Genomic DNA, 12479 nt, shown 5'->3' with positions numbered 1-12479 from the left:
CCCATCGGAGAAGTAAGGAAAACCTTACCCGACGACCACTTCGACGCGCTGGAACTCCTTGAGCTCGGTGTAGCCGGTGGTGGCCATCGCACGGCGCAGGGAGCCGATGAGGTTCATGGTGCCGTCGGGCACGCGCGAGGGGCCGAAGAGCACCGTCTCCAACGAGCCGACCGCGCCGAACTCGACCCGCTCGCCGCGCGGCAGCTCGGCGTGCCAGGCCTCGGCGCCCCAGTGGCAGCCCCGGCCGGGCGCCTCGGTGGCGCGGGCGAAGGGTGAGCCGATCATGACCGCGTCGGCGCCGCAGGCGACCGCCTTGGCGATGTCGCCGCTGCGGCCGATGGAGCCGTCGGCGATGACGTGCACATAACGGCCGCCCGACTCGTCGAGGTAGTCGCGGCGGGCCGCGGCGACGTCGGCGACCGCCGAGGCCATCGGCACCGCGATGCCCAAGACGTCGCGGGTGGTGTGCGCCGCGCCGCCGCCGAAGCCGACGAGCACGCCCGCCGCGCCGGTGCGCATCAGGTGCAGCGCCGCCTGGTAGGTGGCGCAGCCGCCGACGACGACCGGCACGTCGAGCTCGTAGATGAACTCTTTGAGATTGAGCGGCTCGGTCTGGCTCGACACGTGCTCGGCCGAGACGGTGGTGCCGCGGATGACGAACAGGTCGACGCCGGCCTTGACCACGACGTCGGCGAACTGCTTGGTGCGCTGCGGGGAGAGCGCGCCCGCGACGGTGACCCCGGCGTCGCGGATCTCCTGCAGGCGGCTGGTGATCAGCTCAGGTCTGATCGGCTCGGCGTAGATCTCCTGCATGCGCGCGTTGGCGACGGCCCGGTCGAGCTGGGCGATCTCGGCCAGCAGCGGCTCGGGGTCGTCGTAGCGGGTCCACAGGCCCTCGAGATCGAGCACGCCGAGGCCGCCGAACCGGCCGAGGGCGATGGCGGTGGCCGGGCTCATCACCGAGTCCATCGGCGCGGCGATCACCGGCAGGTCGAAGCGGTAGGCGTCGATCTGCCAGGCGGTCGAGACCTCCTCGGGGTCGCGGGTGCGCCGACTCGGCACGATCGCGATGTCGTCGAAGGAGTACGCCCGGCGACCGCGCTTGGCGGTTCCGATCTCGATATCGGCCATGCGGTGCAGCCTAATGCGTCCCGGCGGCCGGGTCACCCCACGTGCACGTGGGGACGTCGACAGGGGTCCGGCTCGGCGCGCCGCAGCACCTCGCGGGTCAGCGGCGCCATCTCGCCATGGCCGAGCAGCCAGAACTTGACGAGGTTCGCCAGCGGATGCCCCTCGGTCCACTCGAAGTAGACATGCGGCCGGGCGCCGGTCAGATCCCGCGCCCGCAGCAAGAGCGCCGCGAGGGCGTTCGGCACGCTCGGCGCCTCGACCCGCAACACCCGGTACGCCCCGTGGGCCACGGTCCCGCGCACGGTCACGGGGGCCTCGAAGTCGGACGGGTCGGTCACCCGGACCTCGACGAACACGACGCCGCGGGCGTCCGGCAGGGCGTTGTCGGAGACGATCTGGGCGAGCTTGCGCCGGTACTCCGCGGCGTCGCCCGAGCCCGGGTGGTGGGCGACGAGTCGCAGCGGCCCCCGGACGGCGCGGACCAGTTCCTCGGCGCGCTCGTCGAGCACGACCTCGCCCGTCCGCAACTCCAGCGACCGGCCCGCGCGCGACACGATCGACACGGCCACGATGAGCGCGATGAACACGCCCGCGATCCGCACGCCGTCGGGCCGTTCGACGATATTGCTGGCCGTCGTGTAGACGAGCGCCAGCGTGATCGCGCCGAAGGCCCACAGCTGGCCGCGCTCTCCGTCGCGGCGCGCCGCCAAGGTCACGGCGACGGCCGCCGAGGTGATGAGCACGAGCACACCGGTCGCGTAGGCGCCGCCTTGGGCGTCGACGTCGGCGTCGAACATCCCCACCACGACGACGGCGATCACCGTCAACACCGCCACCAGCGGTCGCGCCGCCGCCGCCCACTGCGGGGCCATGCCATAGCGCGGCAGGTAACGCGGGATGAGCGTGAGCAGGCCCGCCATCGCCGAAGCGCCCGCGAACCACAAGATGGCGATCGTCACGACGTCGTAGAGCGTGCCGAACCCCTCGCCGAGATAGTCGTGCGCGAGATAGGCCAGCGCGCGACCGTTCGCCTCGCCACCCTCCTCGAACTCCTCGGCCGGGATGAGCCAGGTGGTCGCCAGGGAGCTGGCCAGCAGGTACAGGCTCATGACGAGGGCCGCCGCGGTGAGCAGACGGCCGGTGTGACGGATGCGGCCCGCGGGTCGCGCGGGGTCGTCGGACGGGTCGCCCTCGACGTGCGTCATCACCGCGACGCCCGTCTCGAAGCCGGACATCCCGAGGGCGAGCTGCGGGAACAGCATGACCGCGACGGCGATCATCAGCCAGGGGTTGCCGTGCTGCGCGGTGAGCGAGGCCCGCCAGTCGCCGACCATCTCGGGCGCGGCGACGACCTGGCCGAAGGCGACGATCAGGACCACCGCGTTCAGCGCCAGGTACGCCACGACCAGCGCGACCGCCACGCCGATCGCCTCGTTGAACCCACGCAGGAACACCAGTCCGAGCACGAGGATCATGGCGACGGCGATGACGGCTTCACGCCCGTGCAGGAACGCCGGGACATGCGGGTTCTCGACCACGTGCGCGGCCGCGTCCGAGGCCGACAGCGTGATCGTGATCATGAAGTCGGTGACCGCGAAACCGAGCAGCACCAGCACGAACAGCTTGCCCCGCCACGACGGCAGCAGTCGTTGCAGCATCGCGATCGACCCCTGGCCGTGCGGGCTCTCGCACGCCACGCGGCGGTAGACCGGCAGCGCCCCGAACAGCGTCAGCACGACGAGCACGAGGGTGGCCAGCGGCGCCACCGCTCCGGCGGCGAGCGCGGCGATGCCGGGCTGGTAGCCGAGCGTCGAGAAATAGTCGACACCGGTCAGGCACATCACCTTCGACCAGTGGTGACGACGTTCAGAGGAGGGATAGTCGGCGCGTTCGGGCGCGCGCGTGAGCACAGATACCACCCGACCAGTCGAGCACCGAATCACGCGGTCGACGCCGATCCTGACAACTTCCTAACAGCGCACGCGTCACACTGGACCGGTGAGTCGTCCGTCCGCCCTCAGTCCGCTCCGCCGGCGTGTCGGCTACACGCTCGCCGTGGCGGTTCCGGTGGTGTTGAGCATCGGCCTGATAGCGCTGCGCGGACCACTCACGCTCACGAGCGACGCGCTCGCCTTCGTGCTCGGCACCGTCGTCGTGGCGCTGGTCGGCGGCCGCTGGCCCGCGCTGCTCGCGGCGGCCTGCAGCACCGCGTCGTTGGGCTTCTTCTTCACCGCCCCGCGTCACGCCTTCTCGATCGCCGACCCCAACGACGCGCTGTCGGTGGTCGTGTTCTTCACCGTCGCCGTGGCGGTGTCGTCGGTGGTCGACATCGCGAGTCGACGTCGACAGCGCGCCGACTCCATCGCGGCCGAAGCGGCGGCGCTCGCCGAGGTCGACCGACTCCGCACCGCCCTCCTCCAGGCGGTCAGCCACGACCTCCGCTCGCCGCTGGCGACGGCGAAGACGGCGGTCTCGACCGCACTCAGCGCGCCGCTCGACGAGCAAGACGCCCATAATCTGCTCACGGACGCCGACGCGAGCCTCGACCGCCTCGACGCGGTGATCGCCAATCTGCTCGACCTCTCGCGCCTGGAAGCCGGGGCCCTGCCGTCACGGCCTCGGGCGACCGAGCTCACGGAGGTCGTCATCACCGTGGTGTCGCACCTCGACCATGACGCCCGCGTGATGACACGGCTGCCGGACGACCTCCCCGACGTCCTGGCCGATCCGGGCCTCCTCGACCGGATCCTCGCCAACCTGATCGGCAACGCGCTGGAGCACGCGACCACCCCTGTCCTCGTCGAGGCGGACGTCGACGAGGGCCAGGTCCAGGTGCGGATCGTCGACCACGGGCCCGGCATCCTCCCAGAGCGTCACGCGCGCCTGTTCACACCGTTCCAGCACGACGGCGACGCACGCGTCAGCCACGGGATCGGCTTGGGTCTGGCGCTCTCGCGAGGCCTCGCCGAGGCCATGGGCGGGAGCCTCGACGCCACGACGACGCCCGGTGGCGGCGTGACGATGAGCCTGCGGCTACTGGTGGCGCCATGACGCCCGTCGACGTGCGCGTGCTGGTGGTCGACGACGACCCGCGGCTGCGTCGCACGCTGGAGATCCTGCTGCGCTCGCACCGCTATCGGGTGCGCCTGGCGGCGACCGGCGAGCAGGCGCTGACCTGCGCGACCGAGGACCTGCCGCATGTCGTGGTCCTCGACCTCGGGCTGCCCGACGGCGACGGTCTGGCGGTGATCGAGCGGCTGCGCTCCTGGGCCGAGACGCCGATCCTGGTCTTGTCGGGCCGCTCCGACAGCGCCGACAAGGTCGACGCGCTCGACGCCGGGGCCGACGACTACGTGACCAAGCCGTTCTCGGCCGACGAGTTGCTCGCCCGGTTGCGCGCTCTCACCCGTCGCGTCCCCGCCGACGAGGATCCGCCCGTGGTGTCCTTCGGCGCGGTCACCGTCGACCTCGCCGCACGGCGGGTGACCCGCGACGGGGTCGACCTCCGTCTGACCCCCACCGAATGGCAACTGCTGGAGATCTTCGTCCGCCGTCCGGGAGTGTTGATGAGCCGCCAGCATCTGTTGCGGGAGGCGTGGGGACCGGGTTATGAGGACGCCGACGGCAATCTGAGGCTCTACGTGGCCCAGTTGCGACGCAAGTTGGAGGCCGACCCCGCGCGCCCGCGTCATCTGCTCAACGAGCCCGGCCTCGGCTACCGCTTCGACCCCGGCTGAGCCACGCGGGGGCTCAGCCGTTCGCGGCCGGACCGAGCTCGATTCCGCCGGCTCGTTGCCAGGTCGGGTGCGGCGTGGGTCGATTCCCGTTCGCCAACTCGAAGATCTGTTGGGACAGCAACCGGAAGTGGGCCAGCTCCTCGAGATGGAACCGTTCGATCCTGGCCGCCAACTCCTCACGGGCCCGCCGGACCTCCTCGCCGGTTCGCTGTTGCAACGCGACCATGTCCGCTTCCAAGGCGTCGATCTTGCGCATCAGCAGCCGACCCTGCTCACGCCATTCGGCCCGCGCTTCCACCAACGCCTCGCGCCACTGCGTCCGGCTCTCGCCCAGGCCTTCCTTCCACTCGGTCCGCGCCTCGCCCAACCCCTCTTTCCACTCCGTCCGCGCCTCGCTCAACTCGTCACGCCACTCCGTCCGCGCCTCGGCCAGGCCTTCCTTCCACTCCGTCCGCGTCTCGGCCAGCCCTTCCTTCCACTCCATCCGCGCTGCGGCAAGATCCGCCTTGGCCTCCTGCGCGACGTGGTCGATCTTCGCCTCCAGACGAACGATGTCGCCTTTCAACTCACCACGCGTCTCGGTGAGGTCGGCTCGCAGCTGTGCGATGTCGCCCTTGAGCTCGTCACGCAGCGCGTGCAGGTCGCGCCGGACGAAGCCGTAGAAGCCTCCCAGCGCGCACAACAGCACGACGACGTTCACCAGCGTCTCCAGACCCACCGTGATCACCCCTTCAGTGTGGGCGCTCATCGCCCCCTCGCTCAAGGAAAGTGCACGCTCGACCGAGGGGAAAGCGGCATCTCGCCGCCTGTGGACAGTGGGACGACGAGGAGACGACCCCCTGTGGATAACTCAGAACGCCTCGTACCCGTCGCGGTGCATGAAGGCTCCGTGGCCGGTCTCGGCGTTCCAACAGGTCAGGCCGTCCTCCTCCGAGGCGCAGACGAAGTCGCCGTAGTACACGACCGCCCCGTACTCGACGGTCTCGGCGGCGAAGCGCAAGCCCCCGAAGGCGGGGGCGTCGCCGCGCGCGAAGATGTCGGGCTCCCCCGACGCCGGGAAGTCGATCCACCAGAGCGCGTCGCCGATCTCGTTGCCGCCGTACGGCTCGTCGTTGATGTACGACAGGACGCCGCAGCCGTGGGAGCCGTCGGCGTACAGGTCACAGCCGATGTTGCCAGTCGCCTCGTCGATCTGGTCACGGGACGCCGAGGAGAAGTCGACCTCGTCGCCGGCGACCGAGTCGGTGAACGGCGACGCGCCATCGGCGTCGACAGGCTCCAGCACGAGCGCCACCACGATCCACCGGCCGCGCCGAGAGAGACGGCCCGGAGGCGGCAGGCTCATACCGCCACCCTAAGGAAAATTCGCCTCAGACGAGGTGGATCTCGCCGGTCAACTCACACAATTCGGCGTCGACGGAGGTCGGCAGCGCGGTCAGTGCCGGGCCGAGCTCGCGCAACTGCGGCTCGAGCGCCTCCGGCAGGCGGGTCAGCAACGGATCGGGCTCGCGCAGGTCGGCGGACAGCTCGGCGCGCACTCGCTCAATGGTCAACCCGAACGCGCTCATGACCGCCTCCTTCTCCGCCCAGCATAGGCCGAGGCCGGGACCGCCCTTCGACGATCCCGGCCTCGGTGGAGCGCTCGGTCAGGAGACCTTCGCAGTGGCGTCCGCAAGCAGCGGCACGACCTTCTCGACCGCGAGCGCGATCGACGACGGCGTGCCCGCCGAGAAGCCCGTGACGATCTCGTCCTTCTCGTCGAGGATGACCGCGCGGTCATCCTTGACCACGTCGAGCGAGGTGATGAGCGGATCCTCCTCCAGGTCCGACAGCGGCAGGAAGATCGTCGTCAGGATCGCGACCTGCGCGTCGAGCGCGGACACCTTCTCGGCCGGGACCGTGGCCGAGAAGCCCAACGTCTCGAGGCCGTCGAGCGCCGGGTTCGCGACGAAGCCGAGCGCGGCGAACACGTCGAAGCGGGCGTCGCCCTCGAGGTAGGCGCCGTAGGAGCCGTCGTACTTCGTGCCGAAGACGAAGGTCTTGCCCGCGAAGTCGGGGTTGGCCTCGGCGGCCTCGGCGATGACGGCGTCGGTCTCCTCGATCGCGGTCGTGGCCTCGTCGTCCTTCTCGACGGCCTCGCCGACGATCTCGGTCTGGGTGCGCCAGTCGACGGCGAAGTCGGCGGTGCCCTCCGGGGCCGAGGCGACCGGGGCGATCTGCTCCAGGCGCTCGGTGACCTCGGCGTCGACGCCCGCGCGGACGTTGAGGATGACGTCGGGCTCGAGCAGCTCGATCTGCTCGTAGTTGTAGCCCTCGCCGGTGTTCTCCAGCAGCTCGGGAGCCTCGTCGCCGAAGGCCTCGCAGGCCCACGGGCCGACGCCCTTGTTCTCCTCCCCGAAGGCCATCCAGTCGTAGACGGCGACCGGCTTCACGCCGAGCTCCAGGGCGATCTCGCCGTCGGACCAGCCGAGCGCGACGACGCGCGGCTCGCCGTCCTCGAGGGTGATCTCCTCGGAGCCGCCGCAGGCGCCGTCGGCGCTGTCCTTGTCGTCGTCGGACGAGCCGCAGGCGGTGAGCACGAGGGGCAGAGGGGCAGGGCGACCGCGATGGCGGCCGCGCCCAGGGTGCGCATGGGTTTCATATCGTTCTTCTTTCTTGTGGGGTTCTCGAGCGGGTCAGGCCTGGGCCTGAGCCCGCAGGTTGGCGGTGTCGCCGGGCAGCGAGGCGTCCTGGACGGCGCCGACGGCCAGCGGCACGACCATCGGGGTGCCGGTCTCCGGGTCGTCGACGACCCGCGACCGCACGCCGAAGACGCGCTCGACGTTCTCCTCGGTGACCACCTCGGCGGGCGAGCCCTCGGCGATCACCGAGCCGGCCCGCATCGCGATGAGGTGCGTGGCGTAGCGGGCGGCCTGGTTGAGGTCGTGCAGGACCGCGACGAGCGTGCGGCCCTGGGCGTTCAGCCGCGAGCACAACTCCAAGACCTCGAGCTGATGGGCGAGGTCGAGGTAGGTGGTCGGCTCGTCGAGCAGCAGGATCGGCGTCTCCTGTGCGAGCGCCATCGCGATCCAGACCCGCTGGCGCTGGCCGCCCGACAGCGCCTCGACGCGGCGGTGCGCGAGCTCGACGAGGCGGGTGGCCTCCAGCGCGCCGCGCACGGCCTCCTCGTCGGCGTCGGTCCACTGCTTGAACAGGGTCTGGTACGGGAAGCGGCCGCGCGAGACGAGGTCGACGACGGTGATGCCCTCGGGCGCGAGCGACTGCTGCGGCAGCAGGCCGATCTCGCGGGCGAAGGCCTTGCCCTGGTACTCGGCGACGTCGCGGCCGTCGAGCAGGACCGTCCCCTTGGTCGGCTTGAGCAGCCGCGACAGGGCGCGCAGCAGCGTCGACTTGCCGCAGGCGTTCGGGCCGATGATGACCGTGAACGAGCCGTCGGGGATCGTGACGTCGAGGTCGGAGATGATCGTGCGCTGGTCGTAGCCGACCTGGACGTCGACCGCGTGGAGCCGGCCGGTTTCAGAACTGGTCACACGGACGCCTTTCGGGACTGGGCGATGAGCAGGCCGAGCAGGTAGACGCCGCCGAGCGCGGTGGTGACCACGCCGACGGGCAACTGCACCGGAGCGAGCAGGCTGCGGGCGATCACATCGCTGATCACCAGCAGCGTGGCCCCGACGGCCGCGCTGGTGACCAGCGGGATGCCCGGGCTGCGGGACAAGCGCATGGCCACCTGGGGCGCGATCAGCGCGATGAACGCGACCGGCCCGGCGACCGCCGTCACGATGGCGACGAAGCCGACCGCCACGAGGAGCAGCAGCAGTTGCAGCCGTTCGGTGTCGACGCCCTTGCTGCGCGCCGAGTCGGGCCCGAGCTCGAACATGCGCATGCCCGGGGCCAGCACGGCGAGCGCCGGAGCGAGCAGCAGCAGGGCGACGGCGACCGGGAGGATGTCCTCGAACTTCAACTGGCTGAAGATGCCCTGGCCCCAGGCGGCCGCCGAGACGGCGTTCTCCACTTTCGCCCGGGCGAGCAGGAAGCCATTGAAGGCCACCAGCATGGCGCTGACGCCGATGCCGACGACGATCAGCCGGGTGCCCTCGATGCCGCCGCGCATGGCCAGCAGGTAGATGACGACGCCGGTGAGCAGGCCGCCGACGAGCGAGCCGATCGTGGCGCCGGCGTAGCCGAGGTTGAGCACCAGCATGGCGACCAGCGCGCCGGTGTTGGCGCCGCTGGTGAAGCCGATGATGTCGGGGCTGCCGAGCGGATTGCGGGTGACGGTCTGGAAGATCGCGCCGCTGAGCGCGAGGCAGGCGCCGCCGAAGACCGCGACGGCGACGCGGGGCAGCCGCCCTTCGACGACGATGCGCTGGATCATGTCGGACTCGGAGCCGGTGAACGCGCCGACCACCCGGTCGAGCGGGAGGTTCGCGCCCTCGGCCGAGCCGATGGTCAGCGACCACACCGACACCGCTGCGGTGACGACCAGCAGCACGACGGTCACCAGCACCGTGCGCAGGTCGACGCGGAGACGGCCGCCGCCGCGCGTGGAGACGAAGCGGAAGCGGGGCGGCCAGATCTCCAGCTCGGTGTGGTCGCGTGAGGATGTCGTCACAGCTCGTTCACCCCTCGTCCGCGGGCCAGCCAGATCAAGACGGGCGCTCCGATGAAGGCCGTCACCATGCCGACGGGCAGCTCGCCCGGCGTGGCGACCCGGCCGATGACGTCGGCGCCGAGGAACAGGATCGGCGAGGCCAGCAGGCAGGCCGGGATGATCCAGCGCTGGTCGGGGCCGACGATGGCGCGGACCGCGTGCGGCACCATCAGCCCCAGGAAGGAGATCGGGCCGATGGCGGCGGTGGCCGCGCCGCACAGCAGCGTCATCGCGACGAAGCCGACGGTGCGGACGGTCGTGACAGGGACGCCCAGCGCGCGGGCCCGGTCGTCGCCGAGGGCGATGGCGTTGAGGTAGAGCGTGAGGGCGACCGCGACGACCAGCCCGACCACCACATAGGGCAGCGCCCCGAAGAAGATCGCCTCGCCGTTCGACTTCTGCAGCGTGCCCATCTGCCAGCCGCGGATCGCGTCGAAGGACTTCGGGTCGATCATCGTCAGGCCGAAGGCGAGGCCGGTGAACACGCAGCTGACCGCGACGCCGGTGAGCACGAGTTTGCCCGGGCTGACCCCGCCGCGCCCCCGCGAGCCGACGAAGTAGACGAGCCCGGAGGCGACGAAGGCGCCGGCCATCGCGAACAGCGCGTACGCCGCGGTCGACATGGCCCCGCCGATCCAGAAGCCCAGCACCATGGCGAGGTAGGCGCCCGCGTTGACGCCGAGCAGGCCGGGGTCGGCCAGCGGGTTGCGGGTGAGCGCCTGCATGAGCGCCCCGGCCACGCCGAGCGCGGCGCCGGCGAGCAGGCCGAGCAGCATGCGCGGCACGCGGGTGGTGCGGACGATCTCGGCGTTCGTGCTGTGGTCGTTGTGCCACAGCGCCCGCCACGCCTCGCCCGCCGAGATGTCGCCGCTGCCGACGAACAGGCTCAGCAGCGAGATCCCGACCAGGACCGCGCCGAGCACGATCAACGCCATCGACCGGGTGAGCCCGGACCTCCCGCCTCGCGCGGTCGGGGCGGCTACGGTTGTCGCCACACGCACCTCATCTCATAACAGATGAGGCTTACCTTACATGTCAGTTGAAGAATGAACCCAGAGCGCGGTCAGCGAATCAGTTCGACACGCAAAGGAAGGGCGAGTTCCGCCCAGGCCCGGTCGGCGGTCAGCACCCGACACTCCGGCAGTCGCAAGGCCAACGCGAGGCAGCATCGATCGGCGAGCGACAGTCCCCGACCGCCCTGCAAGCCTCGTAACTCACCAGCGATGAGGGCGTCGCCATCGGTCAATGGCTCGATCGTCACGCCACTACCTTCCAGCCACGGTCGAATCGCCTTCGTGTCCTTGCCTTGATCGAGTGTCTTACCCACCACTTCAGCGAAGTTGACCGAGCAGACCACCGACGCCGACATCGCGTCGATCACCCTTTGACAACCTGGCTCTCGTCGCAGCGCGGCAAGGAGCGCCGACGCGTCGAGCACCGCGATCAATCGCCCGCCGCCGCCGCTCGCCGTTCGGCGATCAATTCATCGACCAACGAACGACCATCTGTGGCATAGTCCCCGAGGTATCCCACCAATGACTCAGCGACATCACGCTGCCGCTGCAACACCAGAGCCGTGCCATCCAACGACACGCTCAACTCCTCCCCCGCCTCGAGCCCGAGGGCGTCACGCATCTCGGCGGGGATCACGATGCGCCCCTGCCGCCCGACCGTCACTGTGGCAACCATAGATCCATGGTGGCACGTTCAGTCGATTCGTGCCACACTACGACTCGGCGGCGCCGCCAGCAACCGCCGTCAGTTCAGAACGCCTTCCCCTTGTTCCAGCAACAAATCCGCCCCTTCGCCACCAGCGACTTCTTGCGCTCAACCCTGGTAAGCCCGGAACAGCACCCATCATCACGGGACCCTTCAAGTGCGCCTTCACCATGGCCCGGCACCCATACCATGACCGGGAACTATGAACCCTCAGTTGCGCTAGAGGACGGTCACCATGGTCGAGTCAGGCAAGAACTGTCTGTCCTGGAACTCAGTTCGCACTCGGCTGACAAGTTCGTCCACCTGGAGACGACAGGGTCAGCGCGCACCCACCGAGTGACCATCTCTGGGAGTCCAGGCCGACTGGCACCCAGTCCCTGGGAGCAGCGCTGGCCTCCACGACCTCTCCTTCGGGACCGCACACCGCCCGCACATACTCGTAGTAGACCCTCAGCCACTCCCGAGGGTCGGGTAGCTCTACCTGGTCTTCAGGGTCAGTCACATATGGCTCGATATTCGAACCACCCGTTATCGCGGCTACCCCAAACCGCCTCAAGCGGGCCTGCCCATTAACGGATCCCACTACGCCTGTCTGCACCTTGGAATTTAGAGCATTTTTGTGCGCGCATCAAGCACTATTCGACCCTTGGCTTCAGCAACGAAAAAGTGCTGCTTTCCATTCATTCCGATATAATGAGGCTTATTCACGAGGTGGCCCAGAAGTGTAGTCCGATAACCGCTGTAATGGTTTGGCTGAATGTGGTGTAGGGGCGTCGGTAGTCGGTGTGGGCGATGCGCCAGGTTTTGAGGTTGGCGATGGTTCGTTCGATGGCGTAGCGGATCTTGTTGATGCTGGTGTTGTATGTTTTCTCGGATGGGTGGAGTCTCCGGTGGGCGGGTTTTTTGATGGGTGTCCTCATGCCGCGTCCTTGGTGGCCTTTGTCGCCGATCCAGTTGGCGGGGTCGAGGGTGTCGAGGGCTCCGGAGGCGTCGAGGCAGTAGACGTCGTGGCGTGATCCTTCGACGGGGTCGGAGATCCAGGCGAGGCGTCCGGCGAGGTCGCAGACGACTTGGAGGTTGACGCCGGTGGTCTTGTGTTTCCCGGAGTACAGGCCGGGCTGGTCCTTCCAGGACCAGCAGGGCAGGAGTGTGCCGTCGACGATGTGCTCGGTGTCGGGGTCGAGGTCGTCGGCGGTCGGGATGTGGCCGCCCAGGACCTCGCCGATCAGGGGCGTGAT

The 12479-nt window shown here is 69.6% G+C and carries 14 protein-coding genes; 2 read left to right on the top strand and 12 right to left on the bottom strand.

Features of this window, described 5'->3' with window-relative positions:
* Positions 1-24 precede the first annotated feature (24 nt).
* Both QM621_RS14085 and QM621_RS14080 read right to left on the bottom strand, forming a co-directional pair.
* Positions 25-1131: a GuaB3 family IMP dehydrogenase-related protein gene (locus tag QM621_RS14085; protein WP_414991017.1), complete on the bottom strand. Its 1107-nt coding sequence runs from the start codon at positions 1129-1131 to the stop codon at positions 25-27.
* A 32-nt stretch (positions 1132-1163) separates the two neighbouring features.
* Positions 1164-3050, bottom strand: coding sequence for an amino acid transporter (locus QM621_RS14080; RefSeq protein WP_414991016.1), 1887 nt, complete (start codon positions 3048-3050; stop codon positions 1164-1166).
* Positions 3051-3129: 79 nt separating this feature from the next.
* Between QM621_RS14080 and QM621_RS14075 the strand changes: the two genes are divergently transcribed.
* Positions 3130-4182 carry a DUF4118 domain-containing protein gene (locus QM621_RS14075; RefSeq protein WP_414991015.1) on the top strand — a complete coding sequence of 351 codons (1053 nt, stop codon included), beginning with the start codon at positions 3130-3132 and terminating at the stop codon, positions 4180-4182.
* An 11-nt stretch (positions 4183-4193) separates the two neighbouring features.
* On the top strand, positions 4194-4868 hold the full coding sequence (locus tag QM621_RS14070) for a response regulator (RefSeq protein WP_414991034.1): 675 nt from the start codon (positions 4194-4196) through the stop codon (positions 4866-4868).
* Positions 4869-4881: 13 nt separating this feature from the next.
* On the opposite strand, the gene QM621_RS14065 is transcribed toward QM621_RS14070, so the two are convergent.
* From QM621_RS14065 to QM621_RS14020, 10 genes are all read right to left on the bottom strand, one after another.
* Positions 4882-5595: a hypothetical protein gene (locus tag QM621_RS14065; protein WP_414991014.1), complete on the bottom strand. Its 714-nt coding sequence runs from the start codon at positions 5593-5595 to the stop codon at positions 4882-4884.
* A 123-nt stretch (positions 5596-5718) separates the two neighbouring features.
* Positions 5719-6213, bottom strand: coding sequence for a hypothetical protein (locus tag QM621_RS14060; RefSeq protein ID WP_414991013.1), 495 nt, complete (start codon positions 6211-6213; stop codon positions 5719-5721).
* A 25-nt stretch (positions 6214-6238) separates the two neighbouring features.
* Positions 6239-6436 carry a hypothetical protein gene (locus QM621_RS14055; protein ID WP_414991012.1) on the bottom strand — a complete coding sequence of 66 codons (198 nt, stop codon included), beginning with the start codon at positions 6434-6436 and terminating at the stop codon, positions 6239-6241.
* A 78-nt stretch (positions 6437-6514) separates the two neighbouring features.
* On the bottom strand, positions 6515-7447 hold the full coding sequence (locus tag QM621_RS14050; protein WP_414991011.1) for an ABC transporter substrate-binding protein: 933 nt from the start codon (positions 7445-7447) through the stop codon (positions 6515-6517).
* Positions 7448-7543: 96 nt separating this feature from the next.
* Complete coding sequence (locus QM621_RS14045) at positions 7544-8398, bottom strand: ABC transporter ATP-binding protein (protein WP_414991010.1); 855 nt, start codon at positions 8396-8398, stop codon at positions 7544-7546.
* Positions 8395-9483 carry a FecCD family ABC transporter permease gene (locus QM621_RS14040; protein ID WP_414991009.1) on the bottom strand — a complete coding sequence of 363 codons (1089 nt, stop codon included), beginning with the start codon at positions 9481-9483 and terminating at the stop codon, positions 8395-8397. The genes QM621_RS14045 and QM621_RS14040 overlap by 4 nt, the downstream gene beginning before the upstream one ends.
* Positions 9480-10517, bottom strand: a complete 1038-nt coding sequence (locus QM621_RS14035) for a FecCD family ABC transporter permease (protein ID WP_414991008.1) — start codon at positions 10515-10517, stop codon at positions 9480-9482. Before QM621_RS14035 ends, QM621_RS14040 begins: the two co-directional genes overlap by 4 nt.
* Before the next feature lie 68 nt (positions 10518-10585).
* Positions 10586-10960 (bottom strand): type II toxin-antitoxin system VapC family toxin, encoded by a 375-nt coding sequence (locus QM621_RS14030; RefSeq protein ID WP_414991033.1) that lies wholly within the window; start codon positions 10958-10960, stop codon positions 10586-10588.
* Positions 10961-10965: 5 nt separating this feature from the next.
* Complete coding sequence (locus tag QM621_RS14025) at positions 10966-11211, bottom strand: AbrB/MazE/SpoVT family DNA-binding domain-containing protein (RefSeq protein ID WP_414991007.1); 246 nt, start codon at positions 11209-11211, stop codon at positions 10966-10968.
* Positions 11212-11945: 734 nt separating this feature from the next.
* On the bottom strand, positions 11946-12479 hold a 534-nt coding region (locus tag QM621_RS14020; RefSeq protein WP_414991006.1), incomplete at its 5' end, for a transposase family protein.

This window comes from Aeromicrobium sp., from assembly GCF_047606445.1.
GTDB lineage: Bacteria > Actinomycetota > Actinomycetes > Propionibacteriales > Nocardioidaceae > Aeromicrobium.
Note: the sequence above shows the minus strand (reverse complement) of the source record. Positions and strands in the feature narration are given on the sequence as shown.

Bases quoted from the DNA above. Each gene is read 5' to 3' on its own strand.
- QM621_RS14085 (WP_414991017.1), bottom strand. From the start codon at position 1,131: ATGGCCGATATCGAGATCGGAACCGCCAAGCGCGGTCGCCGGGCGTAC.
- QM621_RS14060 (WP_414991013.1), bottom strand. From the start codon at position 6,213: ATGAGCCTGCCGCCTCCGGGCCGTCTCTCTCGGCGCGGCCGGTGGATC.
- QM621_RS14055 (WP_414991012.1), bottom strand. From the start codon at position 6,436: ATGAGCGCGTTCGGGTTGACCATTGAGCGAGTGCGCGCCGAGCTGTCC.
- QM621_RS14025 (WP_414991007.1), bottom strand. From the start codon at position 11,211: ATGGTTGCCACAGTGACGGTCGGGCGGCAGGGGCGCATCGTGATCCCC.